At 65.3% G+C, this 19,939-nt stretch carries 22 protein-coding genes and 2 pseudogenes; 14 read left to right on the top strand and 10 right to left on the bottom strand.

The annotated features are described in order from the left end of the window. The first annotated feature begins 47 nt into the window (after window positions 1-47). Together HNS03_RS18725 and HNS03_RS18720 are read left to right on the top strand one after the other, a co-directional pair. Window positions 48-446, top strand: a complete 399-nt coding sequence (locus HNS03_RS18725) for a hypothetical protein (protein WP_367197530.1) — start codon at window positions 48-50, stop codon at window positions 444-446. A gap of 37 nt (window positions 447-483) precedes the next feature. Continuing rightward, window positions 484-1,482: a hypothetical protein gene (locus HNS03_RS18720; protein ID WP_367197528.1), complete on the top strand. Its 999-nt coding sequence runs from the start codon at window positions 484-486 to the stop codon at window positions 1,480-1,482. Here the strand turns inward: HNS03_RS18720 and HNS03_RS18715 are convergent. After that, window positions 1,476-1,979 (bottom strand): helix-turn-helix domain-containing protein, encoded by a 504-nt coding sequence (locus HNS03_RS18715; protein ID WP_367197527.1) that lies wholly within the window; start codon window positions 1,977-1,979, stop codon window positions 1,476-1,478. The two genes, HNS03_RS18720 and HNS03_RS18715, sit on opposite strands and share 7 nt — an antisense overlap. A 15-nt stretch (window positions 1,980-1,994) precedes the next feature. Continuing rightward, the gene (locus HNS03_RS18710; RefSeq protein ID WP_367197525.1) at window positions 1,995-2,813 is read right to left on the bottom strand and encodes an HNH endonuclease family protein; all 819 of its coding nucleotides are present in this window, start codon (window positions 2,811-2,813) and stop codon (window positions 1,995-1,997) included. 109 nt (window positions 2,814-2,922) lie between these two features. Between HNS03_RS18710 and HNS03_RS18705 the strand changes: the two are divergent. From HNS03_RS18705 to HNS03_RS18685, 5 genes and pseudogenes are all read left to right on the top strand, one after another. After that, window positions 2,923-3,189, top strand: a pseudogene (locus tag HNS03_RS18705) (hypothetical protein); the annotation flags it as partial. Between the two features lie 4 nt (window positions 3,190-3,193). Further along, window positions 3,194-4,600 carry a hypothetical protein gene (locus tag HNS03_RS18700; protein WP_367197608.1) on the top strand — a complete coding sequence of 469 codons (1,407 nt, stop codon included), beginning with the start codon at window positions 3,194-3,196 and terminating at the stop codon, window positions 4,598-4,600. Between the two features lie 69 nt (window positions 4,601-4,669). Beyond that, a complete protein-coding gene (locus HNS03_RS18695; protein ID WP_367197523.1) occupies window positions 4,670-5,302 on the top strand; it encodes a DUF2726 domain-containing protein in 633 nt (210 codons plus the stop codon). Beyond that, window positions 5,296-6,147 (top strand): hypothetical protein, encoded by an 852-nt coding sequence (locus tag HNS03_RS18690; RefSeq protein ID WP_367197521.1) that lies wholly within the window; start codon window positions 5,296-5,298, stop codon window positions 6,145-6,147. The genes HNS03_RS18695 and HNS03_RS18690 overlap by 7 nt, the downstream gene beginning before the upstream one ends. A 360-nt stretch (window positions 6,148-6,507) precedes the next feature. Next, window positions 6,508-6,810 carry a hypothetical protein gene (locus tag HNS03_RS18685; protein ID WP_367197520.1) on the top strand — a complete coding sequence of 101 codons (303 nt, stop codon included), beginning with the start codon at window positions 6,508-6,510 and terminating at the stop codon, window positions 6,808-6,810. A gap of 61 nt (window positions 6,811-6,871) precedes the next feature. Here HNS03_RS18685 and HNS03_RS18680 read toward each other — a convergent pair whose 3' ends face one another. From HNS03_RS18680 to HNS03_RS18645, 8 genes are all read right to left on the bottom strand, one after another. Beyond that, the gene (locus tag HNS03_RS18680; RefSeq protein WP_367197518.1) at window positions 6,872-7,348 is read right to left on the bottom strand and encodes a type II toxin-antitoxin system death-on-curing family toxin; all 477 of its coding nucleotides are present in this window, start codon (window positions 7,346-7,348) and stop codon (window positions 6,872-6,874) included. A 54-nt stretch (window positions 7,349-7,402) separates the two neighbouring features. Then, window positions 7,403-7,621: a hypothetical protein gene (locus HNS03_RS18675; protein ID WP_367197517.1), complete on the bottom strand. Its 219-nt coding sequence runs from the start codon at window positions 7,619-7,621 to the stop codon at window positions 7,403-7,405. A gap of 800 nt (window positions 7,622-8,421) precedes the next feature. Beyond that, window positions 8,422-9,630: a 3-oxoadipyl-CoA thiolase gene (pcaF, locus tag HNS03_RS18670; protein ID WP_367197516.1), complete on the bottom strand. Its 1,209-nt coding sequence runs from the start codon at window positions 9,628-9,630 to the stop codon at window positions 8,422-8,424. A 3-nt stretch (window positions 9,631-9,633) separates the two neighbouring features. Further along, window positions 9,634-10,782 carry an acyl-CoA dehydrogenase family protein gene (locus HNS03_RS18665; protein ID WP_367197514.1) on the bottom strand — a complete coding sequence of 383 codons (1,149 nt, stop codon included), beginning with the start codon at window positions 10,780-10,782 and terminating at the stop codon, window positions 9,634-9,636. Between the two features lie 37 nt (window positions 10,783-10,819). Further along, a complete protein-coding gene (locus HNS03_RS18660) occupies window positions 10,820-12,811 on the bottom strand; it encodes a biotin carboxylase N-terminal domain-containing protein (protein WP_367197512.1) in 1,992 nt (663 codons plus the stop codon). Between the two features lie 3 nt (window positions 12,812-12,814). Continuing rightward, window positions 12,815-14,335, bottom strand: coding sequence for a carboxyl transferase domain-containing protein (locus HNS03_RS18655; protein ID WP_367197511.1), 1,521 nt, complete (start codon window positions 14,333-14,335; stop codon window positions 12,815-12,817). Between the two features lie 16 nt (window positions 14,336-14,351). After that, a complete protein-coding gene (locus HNS03_RS18650; protein ID WP_367197509.1) occupies window positions 14,352-14,756 on the bottom strand; it encodes a hypothetical protein in 405 nt (134 codons plus the stop codon). Window positions 14,757-14,759: 3 nt separating this feature from the next. Then, window positions 14,760-16,166, bottom strand: a complete 1,407-nt coding sequence (locus HNS03_RS18645) for an acyclic terpene utilization AtuA family protein (RefSeq protein WP_367197508.1) — start codon at window positions 16,164-16,166, stop codon at window positions 14,760-14,762. A 179-nt stretch (window positions 16,167-16,345) separates the two neighbouring features. On the opposite strand from HNS03_RS18645, the gene HNS03_RS18640 reads away from it, so the two are divergent. The 7 genes and pseudogenes from HNS03_RS18640 to HNS03_RS18610 all read left to right on the top strand — a co-directional run bounded on the left by HNS03_RS18640 (window position 16,346) and on the right by HNS03_RS18610 (window position 19,913). Then, window positions 16,346-17,146 carry an enoyl-CoA hydratase/isomerase family protein gene (locus HNS03_RS18640; RefSeq protein ID WP_367197506.1) on the top strand — a complete coding sequence of 267 codons (801 nt, stop codon included), beginning with the start codon at window positions 16,346-16,348 and terminating at the stop codon, window positions 17,144-17,146. A 35-nt stretch (window positions 17,147-17,181) separates the two neighbouring features. Further along, on the top strand, window positions 17,182-17,667 hold the full coding sequence (locus HNS03_RS18635; RefSeq protein ID WP_367197505.1) for a MaoC/PaaZ C-terminal domain-containing protein: 486 nt from the start codon (window positions 17,182-17,184) through the stop codon (window positions 17,665-17,667). Further along, entirely contained in the window at window positions 17,664-18,803 is a 1,140-nt protein-coding gene (locus tag HNS03_RS18630) for an acyl-CoA dehydrogenase family protein (RefSeq protein WP_367197504.1), read from the top strand. Before HNS03_RS18635 ends, HNS03_RS18630 begins: the two co-directional genes overlap by 4 nt. Further along, a complete protein-coding gene (locus tag HNS03_RS18625) occupies window positions 18,803-19,252 on the top strand; it encodes a hypothetical protein (protein ID WP_367197502.1) in 450 nt (149 codons plus the stop codon). Before HNS03_RS18630 ends, HNS03_RS18625 begins: the two co-directional genes overlap by 1 nt. Window positions 19,253-19,314: 62 nt before the next feature. Next, a pseudogene (locus HNS03_RS18620) lies at window positions 19,315-19,536 on the top strand (NADH:flavin oxidoreductase/NADH oxidase); the annotation flags it as partial. Between the two features lie 89 nt (window positions 19,537-19,625). Next, a complete protein-coding gene (locus HNS03_RS18615; protein WP_367197607.1) occupies window positions 19,626-19,781 on the top strand; it encodes a hypothetical protein in 156 nt (51 codons plus the stop codon). Then, window positions 19,782-19,913, top strand: a complete 132-nt coding sequence (locus tag HNS03_RS18610; RefSeq protein ID WP_367197606.1) for a hypothetical protein — start codon at window positions 19,782-19,784, stop codon at window positions 19,911-19,913. It abuts the gene before it with no gap. The last annotated feature ends 26 nt before the right edge of the window (window positions 19,914-19,939 follow it).

Genomic DNA, 19,939 nt, shown 5'->3' with positions numbered 1-19,939 from the left:
CCTTCGCAGCCTCCCTCGAACGAGCGGATCTCAGCTTCGGAGGGGAAATGCGGATCGGCTTGACCGACAGCGGATATCAACTGGAGGTAAGCGGCGAGGACGTCGACGGCATGCTCTGGAATTTGGAAGAAGGAGCGTGGGCGGAGCCGGAAGAAGTGGCGGATGGCTTAGGGCCGTTGATTGTTCCTGGGGCCGTGGTGTCGTTTTTCGGCGTTTGCTTCGGCCGAAAAAAGGACACCTTCTTCACGGTGATTACAGTCGAACGGAATGCGGCCGGTGAGGTGTTCGCCGACATCAATCGGCGTCGGTATTCTTGCGATGCGCTCGAGGCGGATCGGTCTTCGCAGGTGGTCATGTCCGTTTCGAATCGTCCGCGGTGTCCGGTGGTCGAGTTGGCGACATCCGACCGGACATCGAGCGTGATCCACTTTCGCCCCGGTGCGTGAGCTGGCCGGTCCTCTCGGGTTGGAGAGGTGGATCTCGATGTTGCCGCCGAGCCCCTGTGATGGGGCGGCCAGGTCTTATTGGAAGGCCTGGATCGAAGGCGAGGCCGTTGGCTACTCCCTGGGTGTTTCGAAATCGGATCGCGCTCGCCGTCCATCGGCGGGCGCGCTTGCGTTGGTCCGTGCGGAGATCGAGGAATTCGGCGTTTCACATGTTCGAGCCGTCGTTTCGTCAGGAGGCCACCATTGGTCGGAGCAAGAGGCCGAGCAGTGGTTCTCTGCGTTGATCGGCGAAGGCGAGGCGAGGCATCTGCCGGTTAGGCGAGAAGGGTGGGATCTCCCGCGCCTTGAAGAGTCGTTGAGCTCAGTGAGCGGAGAAGATCGTTCAGAATTTCTCGCTTTATTCGAGCGGGCAGGGCTGTCGGCCGACCAGGTCGGTGGCAACCTTGGTTGGGAGGATATCTGCAAGTATGCGCTTGCGAGAGCCCGGTGGGACGACGGGTATATGACCCGATTGTCGGCAGCTCTGGGCGAACGTGAAGCAACGGCGGAGGCGGAAACGCAAGCGCGATCGGCGGTGACGTCCCTGATCGGGCGCTTGCCGACGCCGCGGTGGCGTGGGGATATCTGGCCTACAATGCCGGTGCGGTACGAGTGGCAGACCGACGCGCCCGCTCAGAGGGCGTTGGAAGGGGTCTACAGGACGCTTTCCGAATGGGGTTTCTCCGGCGGTGAAGGGGAGCTCAACTCCCACCCGTTCGGAAACCTGAATCCGCGAGCAAAGCTCACGATAGAGGATGTCTGCGCTCGACTGACATTCCTGCACTTCGTGGCTGGAGAGCCGCTTCATCACGCGTTGAAGGATGTGCTGGCAGAGGCGCGGTGGGCGCGGGTGGTGCAGTCCGGACTGGATCGGGAGCTGGCCCGCGACTTCAATCGCTTGTTCGTCGAAGGTCCGCTCAGGAGCATCGCCGATTTGGCCTCGGCGGCTCGGGAAGGCGGAACCTTCCCGAGCGCAACCGCGACAGCTTGTCAGTAGGTCTCGTCGGCGACTTGGCCGGTAGCGCCACAGGTGTTGCCGGCGGGGACATGGGGCACCGCGCCGTTGGTCGGACACAAACGGGCGGCAACATCCTTCACCAGATTGTAGACAGTCCGCTGGTCGTCGGGCGAAAGGTCCTTCGTAAGACGAGCGATTTTGAGGCTGACGTCCGACAGGACAGCCGGATGATCCGCTGCGGCAAGATCATCGGGGAAAAAGAAGGTGTACGACACCTCAAGCACATCGCTGAGTGCAGGCAACCGATTGGCGGCGACCCGGTTGAGACCGCGCTCGTACTTCTGGATCTGCTGAAAGGTGACACCGATCCGCGTGGCAAGATCTTGCTGGCTGATCCCCAGCTCGATGCGACGGCTGCGGATCATTGTGCCGATGTAGGCGTCGAGCGTCGTTGCGGCGCGCGGCGGAGCATCGGCGAGGGTATGGTGACGCTTGGGCGGCTGCGTCGCGGGGCTGGTCATTGCTTGGGCGGTCACGACAACAATCTCCGGCTAGTTTTGGGGACAAGTGCCCAGTGCCCTTTCGAGGGCCTGTTTTTCGGCGGGATCCACCGAGAGCGACCACCGCAGTTTAACGGCGGTCCACATCCGGGCGTAGGCGCAATGGAATTCCTCGTTGGGGGGGAGCCACTCGGCTGGGTCTCGGTCACCCTTCGAGCGATTGGCCGAGTTGCTGACAGCCAGGAGAGCCCATGGCTCATCGACGCTGTTTGCATAGGCGGCCTTCTTGTCGCTCGACCAACGGGCAGCTCCCGATCGATTGGCTTCCGCAAGCGGAACGACATGGTCGATGTCCAGATCTCCGGGATCGTCTACGAAGGCGGCGGTGTAGGGATCGTACCAACGGCCGGTCGCAACATGACAGTCGGAAAAGCTGGGGGCGACCAGGCTCTCCTCGGCAAGCACAAATGCGCGAGTGTCGTAGCATCCGTCGGCGTCCTTCAACCACACGCTCCAGTCGTCCCGATCGTACGGATCGTGGGCAGGGGGAGCGACGACGAGGCGGTCCAAGTGCTCGAGCTGTATTCCTGGAACGGCGTGGCCGCCGCGGGAAGGAAGATCGGACGATGTCGTCCTGGTGTTGCGTCCAGCAGTCCGGTCGGTCCTCGAAGCGGTCTCGATGTTCTGTTGGACCTGTAGCCTCAGAGCAGCTCGATTTTGTGGACTGTCCGGAAAAAGGAAGGCAGCGCCGCTCGCCAAAAGCGCGGCGAGAAATGCCAGCAGCGCGAAGAGCGCCACACGCCGGGCGCGAAGATTGTTCCGCGCTGCCCGCTTTCGTTCATCCATCACCCGCTGCGCGATCGCTGTCACTCATGTGCTCCGGCTTCAATCGAGAAGTAAGGGAAAAACGCTTTTTCGCAAAGTGCAATCCATGGTAGGAGGAAAAAGGAATTCCGATTAGGAATGAAGACAATCCTCCATGGATAAGCCGTCCAACAGGTTCGACGAGCTGTTTTCTAGGCAACCGGGTGAGAATGCCGATCCGCGATGGGGTGTCCGACGGGTCGGTCGGCCGGAGCGGACAGCTGAAGAGGTTGTGGATTCCCACGGCCGCCTGGGTGAGTTTGCCAACTTCATGAGATGGCTCCGCGGAGCACGGGGGCTGAGCGGAGCGGAGGCAGCGAAGCGTGCAGGCTTCTCCTCGCCGCGTCGGCTGGGAGCGTACGAGGGCAGGAGCTATCCGCGCGGGGATGCGATCGCAATCCTGGCCCAGGTGTACGAAGTGCCCATGGCAGAGCTGGCCCAGGTCACGATCTTCTACTCAGACCCGGACATGTATCAATGTCTGTGGGGGGATCAGACCTGCACGCTTCACGAGGCTTTTCGAAGCGCCATCGGCGCCAGTTGATGTCTACGATGTGACGTGGGAGCCAAGGCATATGACAGCAGAATCTGTGTTCAAGATCGGGCGGACGATGCGGCTGTTTGCCGGGGTGGCCGCCGCTGGGCTGGCGGCCCTAGCGGCAGGTCCGGTGGCCGGCCAGTCCGAGGGAAAGCGCGTGGAGAGTGCCCCGGCCGCAAAGGTCGCGCCGTTGCCGGTCGACGGCGCAGAGTATGCCGGCAATATCGGCGGACTTGATGCGTGGCGCCGTCCAGGGGCGCCCGCACTCGCGTTTCTGGCACCGGATGGCAGAACCGTCGTCATCGGATTCGCATTCACCGGGGCCGGTCGCGATTTGACGGCCGCCTTTACCGGCGGTGAACCGCAGCCGCTTGCGGCGATGTTTCCTCAGACGGTGATCTCGGGAGACCAAAAGGCTATCGCAAATGGGCTCGGCGCGGCGGCGAGCAAGCTTGACCTCGGAGAACCTCACCTGAACGACCTGGCCGAACGATTGGCGCGGACATCGACACCAGAGGAATATCAGAAGGTCCTCAAGGACTGGTCGTCTGAACTCAGCGAAAAGAGCGAGCCCTCGGGCGGAAGCGGCTCCGGTCAAATCCGGGAGGATGAGATAACGCCCGGGATCGGGTTCGATGCAGCTCAGGCGCCTGAGGTGAACGTGGCGGCTAAGTCCGAAACAGCGGCGAGCGGTTCGGCGGCAACTGCAGAGGGCGCAGTCTCAGGCAAGAGCGTTCTCGAGCGTCTGGAGCGGGACGGGTTCTGGTTCAGTGTAGGCGCGACGGAGGATGTCCCGACAGTCTATGCCATCGTGGATCCGGAGTGCCCCTATTGCGCTCGCTCGATCGAGATGCTCAGCGAGCGAATCCGGGGCGGCCGGTTGCAGTTGCGAGTGCTGTTGACGCCGGTGCTGTCGGAGGCGTCTGTGGGTAGAAGCTTGGCGATCCTTGAGTCGGACGATCCAGCCGCGACGCTGTTGGAACACGGGATCTCCAAAGCGAAATTCGGGCGCTCCGAAGTGGCGCTTCCGAACAAAGGATCGATCCCGGCCGAAGCGGCAGAGAACTTGCGAAAAATACTGCGGAGCAACGCCGGACTGGCGAGCGCTCTGGGTGTCGAGGCTGTGCCTTTCTTCGCCTGGTCCGAAAACAATGTGCCGCGGACGCTGATGGGAGCACCGTCGGACGCCGCGGCCTTCGACGGTGCCGATAGCCTTCCAGCTTTCTCAAGAGATGCAGAAGCTGTTGGCGAATAGAAAAGCTTGGGGTTTTCTCAAGGCCGAATAGAATGGGCGCAGCACTCTCAAAACCTGCGGGAGATCCGGATGCTAGAGTTCGTTCCAGAGCTGGAGATGAGCGTCCCATTCTTGGCGTTGATATTGGCGATTGTCGCGAGCTCGGCAGCACTACTCAGCACCCGCCGAATGATCACGGCTGCCCTGGCACGTCGTGCTGTTTCGTACAGCTATCGGCCGGTGATGACGAAAAGTGAGTTCTCCTTCCACCTAAAACTCAGTTCCGCCCTCCACGATTGTGATGTCTGGCCGCGGGTTGCCATGAACAGCCTTGTGAAAAAAGAACGCGGTCGTGCCCCTATCGGAAGTGAGGAGCGCGACGTCTGGGCCGGGATCCACGTCGATTGGGTCATTGCGCGGAACGGCCGGCCGTTCGCGGTCGTCGTGCTCGATGATCGCACCCAGCACCTCGCGGCAGCAAAGGCGCGCGCGGAGTATCGGGACGAGATTCTGTCGCGCGCCGGTTACCGGGTCGTCCGGTTCGCAGGTGCTCACCAGGATCGCGAGCAGATCCGACGACGGGTCATCCCAGCCGCCGTTCGCCCGGTGCGTCAGACGGCCACCAAATCGGGGAGTCAAGAGAGGCGCAGCAACACGATCGCCGGCCGTGAGCGGGACGGAAGATCGAGCGATGAAGCGATTGAGGGCAGAGACGTATGGTAACGTCGATCGGCCGGAACGCTGATCGCATCGCCGACATCATCCGAAAGACCACTACTGCGGCCGAACTGGCCAGCGGTCCCCTCTTGTTTCATGGCACCCTGGCGAAGGTCGACGGTGCGCTTCGCCCAGGCGGGGATGGCGTGTTCTGGACCGCGGACTCGTCGACCGTTGCGCAATCGTACATACCGGCAGCCGGCGTTTCGGCGATCGTTCCCCAGTGTCTGGATTGGGAGCTTGGTAGCCGGTTTCCTCCGAGCGCGGGCGATGACTTGCTCACACGGGTCGCTTGTCAGTTAGCGGGCTGCACGATCGAGGATTTGCGCATTGAGACGGATTCCGTGGGTCGAACAACGTCCTATCGGATCGTCGATGGATGGCCGTGCTACCGAGATGTGATGGAGCATCTCGCGAGCCTTGGCTATTCGTTCGAGCGGGGTTGGGCTGAAGTGAAGCTGAGACGCGAGGAGATCATGCCCGCTTCCTGGTCCGAGCTGGGCAGTCTGGTGATCCTGCATATCCCGGAGATCGATGTCGTCGATATCAGCGGGGGGCGAGAGGGCGATCTGCTGGAGCCGCAGCACCTGGCTCTCTCGCGGTTCGACGAGGCCCGCGCATGCGATGCCGATGCGATCGCCATAAGCGACTTTCTGCAGTCCAAGACGCTGGGAAACGTTGGCCATCGCGCGATTGGACTGTTGCCTCGAGCGCTGGAGCGGGCCGAGTGGCTGGTTATTCCGGCGAGACGGTTTGAATTTGACGGGGTCGACGAGCTGTCGGAGACGATCACCTCGGAGCTCGCACAGCTTTGGGAGGACTTGAGGGTAGAGCCCGCGTTGAGGCCCTAATCGCCGTTCAAGTCTCACGCGAGCGCCAGATAAACAGAAATACTAATCTGCTTCGAACTTTCATAAAACGCGCGTATATTAGAGCAAGAGCCAATATAACGCGAATAAGAGCGATCGGAGCAAATTATGGCAGCTGACGCAACTGTGACGCCGATCAGTACCGCGAAGAAAAACAACACAAAGAGCACTGCCGGCAGGGCAAGCCCGAGAGAAGGGACTGGTCGGAGGACGCAAAAGGCAGGGCAGCGACGTCCGCAAAAGGCAATGAGAAAACAGAAACGGCTTTCGGTTGCCGTCTCGGCTGTTGCCTTCGTGCTCTTGACCCTGTCGCTCGCGCACTTGGCACACGGAATTGCGATCGTGACAGGTGCACCCCTGTGGGAGTGCTGGGCGTTGGCCGTCGGCATCGATATGGGATTCGTCGCGCTCGAGCTCGCGGTGATCGGGACCACGAACCAGACCCGGGTCAAGGTGAGCCAATTGGCCTGGCCGGCGATCGTCTGCACGCTCGCCCTCTCAGGCGCGATGAACGCTTTCACGTTCGCGGAAGGGGCCGGCGGTGGCTGGCGAGTGTATCCGGCAGTGGGGCTGGGGCTCGCAATTCCAGGCCTGGTCTATGTACTCACCAGGATCGCCGGAACGATGTATCTCGAAGCGCGCTGAGCGATGCGAGGCGCAGAAGAGCCTGACTTCGCCGGGCGCGCGATCGCCAGTCTCGTGTGACCTAAGGCCCCTCGGGGCCATCGGTGCCGAGGGGCTCCCGACCCGCTGACTGATCGTGATCGACCAGAATCCGGTATGTGTCGTCGGGAAAGACTTTCTGGCGGAGCCAGTCGTCCATATCGGACACCCCTGCCGACCCGTCGGCGAGGGCGAGGACGCGATCGGCCGCGTCCACGGGATCGGTTTTGAATGATAACCCGTTGATGGCGAGAAAAGTCGACATCGCGCCGTATGCGGCCCGCTTGTTGCCGTCGACGAAAGGATGGTTCGCCACCAGTGCATGGCAGAGCGTTGCGGCCAGCCGCACGACGTCGGCTGCTTCGTCGTAGGCGTGGACGGACTGAACGCGGCCGATCGCGCTTTCAAGCATTCCGATGTCGCGCAGGCCAGCTCCGCCGCCGAAGCGGCGAAGCTGCAGATCGTGAATGACCACGACGTCTTCTACGCTGAGAAATGACGGGTCGCTCTGATCGGTCATAGCTCGCTCACGGAAAAATGGCGGAAGACGTTCGCATGCGGTGCGGCAAACCGATCAGCTCGCGAGAATCCGGAAGACGTCGGCATCGTCGTCCATCCGCTGGTTCATTGCCGCGATGATTTGCCCGCGCCGGCTGTGGCGCGGAGCGATCACGAGACCTTCGGAGCCGGTTCCGATGACGACCTCGTCGTTCGGTTTCATGTTGGCGGCCGCCAGGGTTTCGCGACTGAGCACCACCCCATAGCTGTTTCCGACCTTCGTGATTTTGGGCATCAGCCTCTCTCCGAGCTGCAGTGAAGTACGCACATTCGTAATTACATCGAGACTTGGACGCAAGCTCCTTCATTACCTTTTTCGCGTAGCCCTGTTAGCCTGCTCCCTCCAGTGCGGTGCAAGGACGGAGATCCCAGTCATGCCGATCCGGTTGCTCTACGCAAAGCTCATAACCTGAAGGTCGTAGGTTCAAATCCTACCCCCGCAACCAACTAACTATCTGAAAAGATAGCGATTTTCCGAAAGCCCCGTTCTCGCCGAACGGGGCTTTCGGCGTTTTTGGCACACTTTTGGCACAGTCAGGGCCAACGCCGCTCGGATTGTGCCAACGATTTTCAACATCCGAGCTGCGCCATTTCGATCACAAAGAGCGTCGGCAGCGGCAAGTGCGGGCTGGAAGACAAGTTCTGGCAGGATTTCTATGAGGGTGTGAAATGACACATAACCTTGGACTGTCGGCGTCCGATATCCGCGACCGGCCAGGCATAATCCTGGAAGAACATGACACATTTCCTTGGAATAATGTGTCACGATCGGACTGTTTCGGGATGCGTTGTCCCCGTCCGGTCATGATCGCGGAAGAGACGTATGATGCGCGGGGCCCGATGGACCGCGTGTAGCCAGATCCGGACCATCCGACCTTGGCCGCCTATTGCCTATTCTTAGCCATTCGGCGACCTCACAAGTCGCGTCGACGCTACGCCTGAGTACTACCTCGACGCCGCCAGTTTCGTTCCGATCACATGATAGTTGACGCGTCTACGAGCCGTGGCATCGTGGCGGTTCCTGGGTGATCTGCGTCAAACTCTTTCGATCACGGTCGCGATCCCCTGGCCGACGCCGACGCACATGGTGCAGAGCGCGTAGCGAGCCTGGCGGCGCTCCAACTCGTAGAGCGCCGTCGTCAGCAGCCGCGCCCCCGACATGCCCAGCGGATGGCCGAGCGCGATCGCGCCGCCGTTCGGGTTCACATGCTCCGCGTCGTCGGGCAGGCCGAGCCGGCGCAGCACCGCCAGCGCCTGGGAGGCGAAGGCCTCGTTCAGCTCGATCACGTCCATGTCGGTGATCTTGAGGCCGAGATTGGCGAGCAGCTTCTCCGACGCCGGCGCCGGGCCGATCCCCATGATGCGCGGCGGAACGCCCGCCGTCGCCATGCCCAGGATGCGCGCGCGCGGAGTCAGGCCGTTGGCCTTGGCCGCGGCCTCGGAGGCGACCAGCAGCGCCGCCGCCCCGTCATTGACGCCCGACGCGTTGCCGGCGGTCACCGTGCCGCCCTCCTTTCGGAAGGGCGTGGGCAGCTTGGCCAGCGCCTCCGCCGTGGTCTCGGGCCGGGGGTGTTCGTCGACCTCCACGAACAGGGGATCGCCTTTGCGCTGGGGAATCGCCACCGGCGTGATCTCGGGCGCGAGGCGCCCGGCCTCCATCGCAGCCGCCGTCCGCTGCTGGCTGCGCAGCGCGAAGGCGTCCTGATCCTCGCGCGTCACCGCGAAGTCCTGCGCCACGTTCTCGCCCGTCTCCGGCATCGAATCGATGCCGTATTGCTCCTTCATCAGCTTGTTGACGAAGCGCCAGCCGATCGTGGTGTCGTAGATCTCGGCCTTGCGGGAAAAGGCCGTCTCCGCCTTCGGCATGACGAAGGGGGCGCGGCTCATGCTCTCCACCCCGCCGGCGAGGAACAGCGCGCCGTCGCCCGCGCGGATCGCGCGCGCCGCCGTGCCGAGCGCGTCCATGCCGGACCCGCACAGGCGATTGACGGTGGCGCCCGGAACCTCGACCGGCAGGCCGGCCAGCAGGGTCGCCATGCGGGCGACGTTGCGATTGTCCTCGCCCGCCTGGTTGGCGCAGCCGAAGATCGCGTCGTCGACCGCGCGCCAGTCGAGCTGCGGGTTGCGCGCGGCCAGCGCCTTGATCGGAACGGCGCACAGATCGTCCGCCCGCACGGGGGCGAGCGCCCCGCCATAGCGCCCGATGGGCGTGCGGATCGCGTCGCAGAGATAGGCTTCGGCCATGGATCAGCTCTCCTTCAACATCTCGCGAGCGATGATGAGCTGCTGGATCTGCGAGGTACCCTCATAGAGCCGGAACAGCCGCACATCGCGATAGAAGCGCTCGACCGGATAGTCGGCCATATAGCCGGCGCCGCCGTGAATCTGGACGGCGCGGTCCGCGACGCGTCCCACCATTTCCGAGCAGAACAGTTTGCAGCAACTTGATTCCAGCGTGACGGCCTGGCCCGCGTCGCGCTCGCGCGCCGCGTCTCGCACCATGGACGTCCCGGCATAGAGTTCAGTCCGGCTTTCCGCCAGCATGGCCTGGATCAACTGGAATTCCGCGATCGGCTGGCCGAACTGCTTGCGCTCCCGGGCATAGGCGAGCGATTCGTCGAGCAACCGCGAGGCGGCTGCGCAGCAGATCGCCGCGATATGGAGGCGCCCGCGATCCAGCACCTTCATCGCGGTCGCGAAGCCCCGCCCGGGAACACCGCCGATGATGGCGGAGGCGGGCACGCGGCAATCGTCGAACATCACGTCGGCGGTTAGGGTGCCGCGCTGACCCATCTTCCGGTCGGGCTTGCTGACGATCAGGCCGGGCGTGCCCGACGGGACGAGGAAGGCCGACACCCCCTTCGCCCCGCGAACCGACGGGTCGGTCCGCGCCATCACCGTGAAGAGACCGGCAATCGGCGCGTTCGTGATATAGCGCTTGGTCCCGTTCAGCACATAGGACTCGCCCTCCGACCGGGCGGAGAGCGCGACCGCCGCGGCGTCGGAGCCGACATCCGGCTCGGTCAGGGCGAAGGAGCCGACAACCTCGCCCGAGGCGAGGCGCGGCAGCCATTCCGCCTTCTGCTCCGCCGTCCCGTCGATGATGATGCCTTGAGAGCCGATACCGTTGTTGGTGCCGATCAACGATCGGAAACAGGGCGAGGCCCGGCCCAACGCGAAGGCGATCTCCACCTCCTCCGCCATCGACAGGCCGAGGCCGCCATGCGCCTCCGGGATCGACAGGCCGAAAAGCCCCAACTCGCGCATCTCACGCACGATCTCCGGCGGGATCGCGTTCTCCTCCTCGACCCTCGGTTCGACGGGAATCAAGCGTTCATCGACGAACCGGCGAACCGTATCGATCAGGTGGGTCAGGGTTTCCGTATCCAGTGCCAAGCCTCGGCCTTTCCTTGCTTCCGCGAGGGCCCGCGCGTCAGGCGCCGGCCGCCTCACCCGCCTCTCCGATTTGGATGAGGATCTGTCCCGCGCGCACCGAGGTGCCGACCGCGCAGTCGATCGCCGCGACGATGCCATCGCGCGGCGCGGCGATCGGGGTCTCGAACTTCATCGCCTCGACGATGGCGAGCGTATCGCCGCGCGCCACGGCATCGCCGACCGCCACCTGTAGCGCCACGACGACACCCGGCATCTCCGAGGCGACGGCCCCGTCACCGCCCGCCGTCCCGTCGAGTGCTTCCAGCGTGCGCTCAACCCGGGCGCGCGTGCCGGCGATGGCGATCTCGATCGCATCGGCCCCGACGGCCGCGGCCCAGGGACGACCGCCGAGCATACCCCGCACCAGATCGCCGTCCCGATGCATGGTCACGCTTCGCAGCCGCACGGCCCCGCCGCCGCCCTCACCGCCGACATCGATGACGGCATGCGCGGCATCGATCGCGCGAAGCCGCGCGATACGCCATTTTCCGTCCATAACGAAGCCGATCCGCCCCATGGGCGCCGCCGGGTCCAGCACCCCACGATCCCCCAGGACAGCGCCGCGCCAGGGCGAGGCCATCTCCTCCGCCTTCGCCGGACAGGCCAGCGCCGCCGCCGCGACGGCCAGGATGTCGTGCGCGTCCGGCATCTCGACGAGACGCGGCAAGGCCTCATCCACGAAGCCGGTGTCCGCGCCATCCGCCTGAACCACCGGATCGGCGAGCAGACGAGCGAGGAAGCCGAGATTGGTCGTCAGCCCCAGGATCGTGGTCTCCGCCAGGGCCGCGCGCATCCGCGCGAGCGCCGCGTCGCGATCCGCGCCATGGACGATCAGCTTCGCGATCATCGGGTCATAGTCCGGCGGCACGCTGCCGCCGACACGGACCGCGCTTTCCACCCGGATGCCCGCCGGCCAGCGCAGCGCGGCGACGGTTCCCGGGGCTGGGCGGAACGCCGCCGCCGGGTCCTCGGCATAGAGGCGACATTCGACGGCATGACCGCTTGCGTGGATGGCCGCCTGCGTGCGCGGCAGCCCCTCTCTCGCCGCGATGCGTAATTGCCATTCAACCAGATCAAGTCCGGTGATTTCCTCCGTCACAGGGTGCTCCACCTGAAGGCGGGTATTCACCTCCAGGAAGAAGAAGGCGCCGTCCGCGCCGACGATGAACTCGAACGTCCCCGCATTGCGATAGGCGATGGCGCGGGCACCGCGAGTCGCCGCATCCAGCAGGCGGGCCCGCAGATCGTCCGACAGGAAGGCGGCCGGCGCCTCCTCCACCACCTTCTGGTGACGCCGCTGCAGGGAGCACTCGCGCTCGTGAAGATGGACGGCCTCCCCCTTCCCGTCGCCGAAGATCTGCACCTCCACATGGCGGGGCGCCGTCACATAGCGTTCGACCAGAAGGCGCCCGTCCCCGAAGCTGGACCGCGCGGTGCGGATGGCGGAGTCGATGGCCGCGTGCCCGTCGCCGGAGCGGATGACGGCCATGCCCTTGCCCCCGCCGCCGGCGACCGGCTTGAGCAGCGCGGGAAAGCCGACCTCGGCCAGCGCCGCCTCGATCGCCGAGGGATCGTCGCTCGCGCCTTCCGATCCGGGGACCGTGGGAACCCCGGCCGCCGCCATCAGGCGCTTGGCGGTCGCCTTGTCTCCCATGTCGGCGATGGTCTTGGGCGTCGGGCCGATGAAGGTAAGCCCGGCTGCCTCCACCGCCGCCGCGAAGGCGGCGTTCTCCGACAGGAACCCATAGCCGGGATGCACCGCCTCGCAGCCGGTATCGCGGGCGACGGTGATCAGCTTCTCCGCGTCGAGATAGGACTGCGCCGCCGCCGCCGGTCCGATCGGGATGCTGGCGATTGCACCGTCCAGATGCGGGGCGTCGCGATCCGCTTCCGAATAAACGGCGACATAGTCGATGCCGAGACGCCGACAGGTACGCGCGACGCGGCGGGCGATCTCGCCCCGATTGGCGATCAGGATACGTCGAAACATGGCCTACATCCGGAACACGCCGAAGCGCGTCTCCTCCTTCGGCGAGCCCGCCGCCATGGCGAGCGACAGGGTCAGCCAATCGCGCGTGTCCGCCGGATCGACGACCGCGTCGACCCACAGCCGCGCGGCGGCGTTGACCGGATGGCTCTCGCGCTCATAGGCGGCCAGGACGGGCGCCTCCATCGCGCGGCGGTCGGCCTCGGTGAAATCCTGACCCGCCTTGCGCATCTGTTCCTCGCGCACCAGGCCCAGGACGGTCGCCGCCTGCGCGCCGCCCATGACGGACGTCCGCGCGTTCGGCCACATCGCCATCAGGCGCGGCCCGAAGGCGCGGCCACACATGGCGTAATTTCCGGCCCCGTAACTGCCCCCGATCAACAGGCTGAATTTGGGAACGCGGGCGGTGGCGACGGCGTTCACCATCTTCGCCCCGTGGCGCGCGATGCCCCCGGCCTCGTAATCCCGTCCGACCATGAAGCCGCTGATATCATGCAGGAAAAGCAGGGGAATATTGCGCTGGCAGCAGAGTTCGATGAAGTTCGCGGCCTTCTGCGCGCTCTCCGAGAAGAGCACGCCGTCATTCATCACGAGTCCCACCGGATAGCCGCCGACGGCCGCCGTGCCGCAGATCACCGTCGTGCCGTAGCGGGCCCGGTACTCGTCCAACCGGCCGGCGTCGATCAGGCGTTCCAGGATAGCGCGCGCGGGCATGCGCTGGCGGCTGTCCACCGGGATCAGATCGGCGATTTCGGAGGGCGCGCGAAGCGGCGCCCGCGGGGTCAGGGGCGGCGGCGGCAAGGGGCGCGCCGGCCCGCGCGCCACGATCGCCCGCACCAGGGACAGCGCATGCAAATCGTCGCGCGCCAGATGATCGGCCACGGCCGATTGGCCGGTATGGACCGCCGCCCCGCCCAATTCCTGGGCGTCCACGACCTCCCCCGTGGCGGCGCGGACCAATTGCGGCCCACCGAGATAGATCGTGCCGTTCCCCTCGACGATGACGGTCTCGTCCGCCATGGCGGGCACATAGGCGCCGCCGGCGGTACAGGCTCCCATGACCGCCGCGATCTGCGGCAGGCCCAGGGCCGACATCTCCGCGATGTTCCGGAAGATGCGGCCGAAATGATGCGCGCCGGGGAAGAGGTCCTGTTGCATCGGCAGGAAGGCGCCGCCGGAATCGACCAGATAGAGGGTGGGCAGACCGTTCTCCCGCGCGATCTCTTGCGCGCGGACCTGCTTCGCCACGGTGAGGGGATAATAGGTGCCGCCCTTCACCGTGGCGTCATTGGCGACGACCATGGCCAGCCGCCCCTCGACCATGCCGATCCCGGTCACGATTCCGGCGGAAGGAACGGGTTCCTCATAGATGTCGTGGGCGGCGAGTTGGCCGACCTCCAGGAACGGCGTGCCGGGGTCCAGCAGATGGGAGATACGCTCCCGCGCGGTCAGCTTGCCGCGCGCGCGGTGACGCGCCAGCGCCTTTTCCGACCCGCCGGCCAGTGCCGCGGTGTGGGCCGCGCGCACCGGCGCGCGGTGACGCTCATATCCCTCGGGCGGCATGTCGGTCGCCTCCGTCGATGATGCCATGCCGTCCGGCGCGTGCGGGGGATGGGTGGCCATCGCTAGGCTCCCGCCCCTCCTCGACGACAGCGAGACGCAACAGCCCGTTGCCGAGCGCCTTGCCGGTCTGGTCGAGACGCAAGGTCCGGGTCGCCCCGCCGCCCAGCGCGTTGCGCATGAGGACGACGACCGCCTCGATATTGTCCATCGGGTGGACCTCGACCTCGCCCTTCACCCAATCGCCCATCAGCGCCTTGACGGCCGCCGGAGTGACGCTGCGCAGCAGGGCGGGATAGTCCTTGGGCGATTTGGCGATGACGCCGACGGAGATCACGTCGCCCTTGTCACCGGAACGAACATAGGCGATGTCGCGGAGTAACGGCATGACTCAAGCCTCCAGGATATCGATCGTCTGGCGCACGGCGTCGCGGGACACCAGGGTGGGCCACAGGCCGAAGACGGGCCGGGCCTTCTGGGGCGTCCCGAAGGACGTGCCGCCCGGCCCCATGATCCAGAGCTGCGAACAGGCGCGGCGCACCTTCTCCGCCTCGTCGCGATCCTCGGTATGGACCGCCACGCGCAGACCGACCTCCGACGGGTCGTAGTCTGGCCGGGGCGAGGCAGGGCCGTGCAGCATATCGACGCCGACCAGATCGAAATGCATCTGATCCGCCTCCAGGCCCAACCGCTCGAAGCGTTGAAGCAGGGTTTCCCGCGCCTTCTCCGCGCGCTCCAGGGCATGGGGCCAAGGGAAGAACAACATGCCTTCCCCAATCCAGCCATCCTCGTAGCCGATGACGAGCTTCAGGCGTTCCGGACGCGGATGGCCGGTCATGTTGGACAAGCGCACGCGATCCTTGCCCACCTCCTCGATCCGAACGGTCGTGAAGTCGGCGATACCGTCGGGCATCAGATATTGTTTCGGGTCGCCTATCTCGTAGGTCAGATGCTCCTTGACCGTGAAGGTGTCGACACGCCCGCCGGTGCCCTCCAGCTTGGTCACGACGGCCGTGCCGTCCGCGTCGAACTCCACGATCGGGAAACCGACCCGGCCCATATCCGGCATCTCGTCGAACCGCGAGGACATGCCCCCCGTCGTCGCGGCCGCGCATTCGACCACATGGCCGATGGTGATCGCGGCAGCGATCCGGTCGGCGTAGGCATCCTCGTAGCGCCAGCCGAACTCATGCATGATCGGGCCGACATAGAGGGCATTGTCCGAGACACGGCCCGCGATCACGACGTCCGCCCCCTCGGCGAGCGCCGCCTGGATGGCCGAGCTATCGGTATAGGCGTTTGCGGCGACGATGCGGTTGCGGATACCGGCCAGATTGCTCTCACCGGTATCCATGTTCTCGAACACCGCGCCGGAGCCGAGTAAGTCGTCGAGCGCGCCGAGAAGATCGTCACCCTCCACCACCGCGATGCGCATGCCGTCGAGGCCGAGTTCGCGGGCAAGCTCGCGGATGCGCTCCGCCGCCGCGCGCGGATTGGCCCCGCCCCCGTTGCAGACGAGCCGCGTCCCCGAGGCCTTCGCCAACGGCAACAGCGCGCGCATATGGGAGGGCAGATCGGGGATATAGCCCTTGCGCGGGTCCTTCAGCTTCTGGCGCTGGAGAAGCGCCATCGTCAGTTCCGCCAGATAATCCATCGACATGTAGTCGAGATCGCCGCGCTCCAGCAACTCGACCGCAGGGTCGAGCGCATCACCCCAAAAGCCGGAGCCAGCCCCGATCCGTACCTGTCCACCCATATCCTGCACCATGTCCTTCCAGTTCCATCGGGCCAGTTCCATCGGGCGTCGCGCCGCCCGCGCGTCCACCATCGGCATGATTACTATTTCGGAACCATGTTCCGCAAGATGGAAATTTATTTGACGCTTCGACGGCCCTTTCATACTCTTCGGCACATCGGACACCGGACCGTGCATGCATGCGAATCCGGCGCCGCCGGAGGCAGGAGGACCACCAAGCCATGCAGATCGAAGGGGATAAGGACGACGCACCGCCCGTTCGCGTCCAGGTTGCGGACGGGCTCGCGCGGGTCACCCTCGACCGGCCTCGTCGGCTGAACGCCATTTCCATCGACATGGCCAATCGGCTGACCACGCTCTGGGAGGAGCTCGACATCGACGCGGCGGTGCGGGTCATCCTGCTCGACGCGGCGGAATGCGGCGCCTTCTGCGCGGGCATGGATTTGAAGGAAATGCATGCGCTGCGCGCCGCCGGCGACGATCCGTTGGCCCGAATGGCCGATCCGTTCCAAGACCGCATGCGCGCGGTCGTGAAACCCATCGTCTGCGCCCTATCGGGGGATTGCCACGGCGCCGGCGTCCTGCTGGCCATGGGCGCCGATATTCGCGTCGGCATGGCCGGCGCGCGGATGGCGATCTCGGAGGCGCGATTCGGGCGCGGCACCGGCTGGGCCGTCCCGCTTCTCTGGATGGTGCCGCAGCCGATCCTGGCGGAGATGACGATGACCGGAGACCCCCTTTCGATGGAGCGGCTGGCAGGCCATGGCTTCATCAATCATCTGGAGCCGGATGCCGATGGCGTCCGGGCCCGCGCCCGGGCGATCGCGGAACGGATCGCCGACAACGCGCCACTCTCGGTGCGGGCGGCCAAAGCGAGCCTCGCCGCCGGCATGGATCTCGGATGCGCCGCCGGTCTGGCACGCGCGGCCGACATTCACCGACCCGTCTATTTCAGCGCGGACGCCGACGAAGGCGCGCGCGCCTTCGCAGAGAAGCGCGCGCCGCGCTGGACCGGCCGATAATCCCTTCGAACCCCGTACCGAACGACGGAGCCCCCATGATCGATCACCCCTTCCCGGAACTGGAGGTCGGACAGGTCAAGACCTCTCGCGGCCGGACCCTGACCGAAACAGACGTCGTGAATTTCTGCATGCTCACTGGAAACTGGCTGGAGATCCACGCCAATACCGAATTCGCGAAATCGGCGCTTTACGGCCAACGCCTGGTCCAGGGCTCGCTCGTCTTCGCCATCGTCAATGCATTGATCCCGTTCGATTCGACCGTGGTCGAGGCCTTCTATGGCGTCGATCGCCTCCGCTTCCTGAAACCGAGCTTCATCGGCGACACGGTTTGGGCGCGCACGAAGATCATCGATCTTCAGGCGAAGAAGAACGGAGCCGGCGTCGCGGTCAGCGAGCTGCTGGGCGTCAATCAACGACACGAAACGATCCTGCGCTGCGAATTCAGCCTTCTGATCCGCGGCCAACGGCTGACCCCGACAGGATCCGACCCCTTCTCAAGCATGGAGTTCCCGGAATCATGAACTTCCTCACCAGCGAACAGAAAGCCTGGCGCGAGACCGTCGACCGCTTCATGGAGAACGAGATCACGCGCGATTATATCCGCGAGCACGACATGGAGCGCGCCTATCCCTACGAGGCCTATGAGCGGATCGCGGCCGAGGGTTGGCTGCGCCTCCTCATCCCGGAGGATCATGGCGGCTTCGGGGGCGACATCTTCGACTACGCGCTGATGTGCGAAGGGTTGGGCAAGTTCGGTTTCGACTTCGCGACATCCGTCCTGGTGCCGACCTTCACGGCGATGAACATCGTCAAGTTCGGCACGGACGCGCAGAAGGAGGCCTATCTGGAACCCTTCATGAGCGGCGCGATCCGCTTCTCGATCTCGATCTCGGAACCCAGCGCCGGCTCGGACGCGGCCGCCACCCGCACCCGCGCGCGCCGCGACGGCGATTCATATGTCATCAAGGGTCAAAAGCTTTGGTGCAGCGGCGCGGCGGCGCGCGACGTGAAGATCGCCATGCTGGTACGCACCGATCCCGACGCGCGGAAGCACAAGGGCCTGTCGGTCCTGTTGGTGCCGAACGATACCGAGGGGCTGGATATCCGCAAATTGCCAACCCTCGCGCGGCGATCCACCGGCACGACGGAAATTTTCGTCGACGATGCGCGGGTGCCGGCGTCGAACCTGTTGGGCGCCGAGGGCCAAGGCTGGGAGATTATCACCGACCATCTGGAACTGGAACGCATCGCGGTCGCGGCCGCCTATGTCGGCAACGCGCAAACGGCGGTCGACGACGCACTGCGCTATGCCCATGAGCGCAGCCAGTTCGACCGCGCCATCTTCGACTTCCAGGTCATCCGGCACATGCTGGCGGATATGCAGACCCAGGTGGATGCCGCCCGGCTTATGGTCTACCGCGCCGCCGAGATGGCCGCGCACCAAGAGCCCTGCGCGAAGGAGGTCGCGATGGCGAAGCTGTTCGCCTCGGAGACACTGCAGACCGTCTCACGCAACGGGATGCAGATCCTCGGCGGCCATTCCATGCTGCCGGAGGCGGATATGGAGCGCTATTTCCGCGAAGGCATGCAGTGCACCATCGGCGGCGGCACCTCGCAGATTCAGCGCGCAATCATCAGCAAGGCGATGCGTATTTGATGACGCCCGCCCTGTTTGAGCCGTTCCGGCTGCGCGACCTGACATTGCGCAACCGAATCGCCGTCTCGCCGATGCAGACATATTCCGCGCCGGACGCGCTGGCCGGCCCCTGGCATCGGGCTCATCTGAGCCGCTTCGCCGTCGGCGGGGCGGCTTTGGTGATGGTGGAGGCGACGGCCGTCACACCCGACGGACGTTCCACCGCCCTCGACCTGGGCCTGTGGAACGACGGCCAGGAAGCGGCCTTTGCCGCCCTGGTGGAGAGCGTCCACGACGGCGGCGCGGCGGTCGGTCTGCATTCAGCATGCCGGGCGAAAGGCGGCCACGGCCCCGCCTTGGGAAGGGTTCGGGCCCGTGCCGCTCGCGCCCGGGCAGATCGTGCACGGGCCGGACGAACGCCCGGCGAGCACCGGCGGGCATGCGCCGACACCGCTGGACGAGGCGGGTAGCGCGCGCGTGATAGACGCCTACCGGGACGCGGCGCGCCGCGCCGACCGCGCCCGGAGTCGACATGGTCGAGATCCACATGGCGCACGGCTATCTGCTGCACAGCTTCCTGTCGCCGCTCTCCAACGGCCGGACGGACGCTCATGGCGGGGACCTCGACAACCGTCTGCGTTTTCCCCTGGCGGTGGTCGAGGCCGTGCGAACCGCCTGGCCGAAGCATAAGCCGCTCGCTTGCCAGATATCCGCCGTCGACGGGATCGATATCGGCTGGACGATCGAAGAGTCGGAGCATCTCGCGCGGCATTTGAAGTCGGCGGGCGTCGATCTGATCGACTGCTCCTCCGGCGGAATGCCCATCCCCGGAAGGAGATGGTCGTGCCCCGGGCCCGTGGCTTCCAGGTGCCCTTCGCCGAGAGAGTGCGCGAGGCCGTGCCGATTCCGACCATGGCGGTGGGCCCGATCACCGACCCACGTCAGGCCGAGGCCATCTTCCGTGACGGCCACGCCGACCTGGTCGCGATCGGCCGGTAGATGCTGGTCAACCCGAACTGGGCGAACAACGCCGCCACGGCACTGAAGGGAACGGCGGGCTATTCGCTCTGGCCGAAGCCCTTCGGCTGGTGGCTCGCCCGCCGGGAACGCGCCACGCACACCCGGGGCTGACCCCATCCGAGCCCATCTAGGGGCAC

It is taken from the genome of Amorphus sp. 3PC139-8, from assembly GCF_040750475.1.
Taxonomy (GTDB): Bacteria; Pseudomonadota; Alphaproteobacteria; order Rhizobiales; family Amorphaceae; genus Amorphus.
This window is presented reverse-complemented; position numbering and strand designations above follow the sequence as displayed.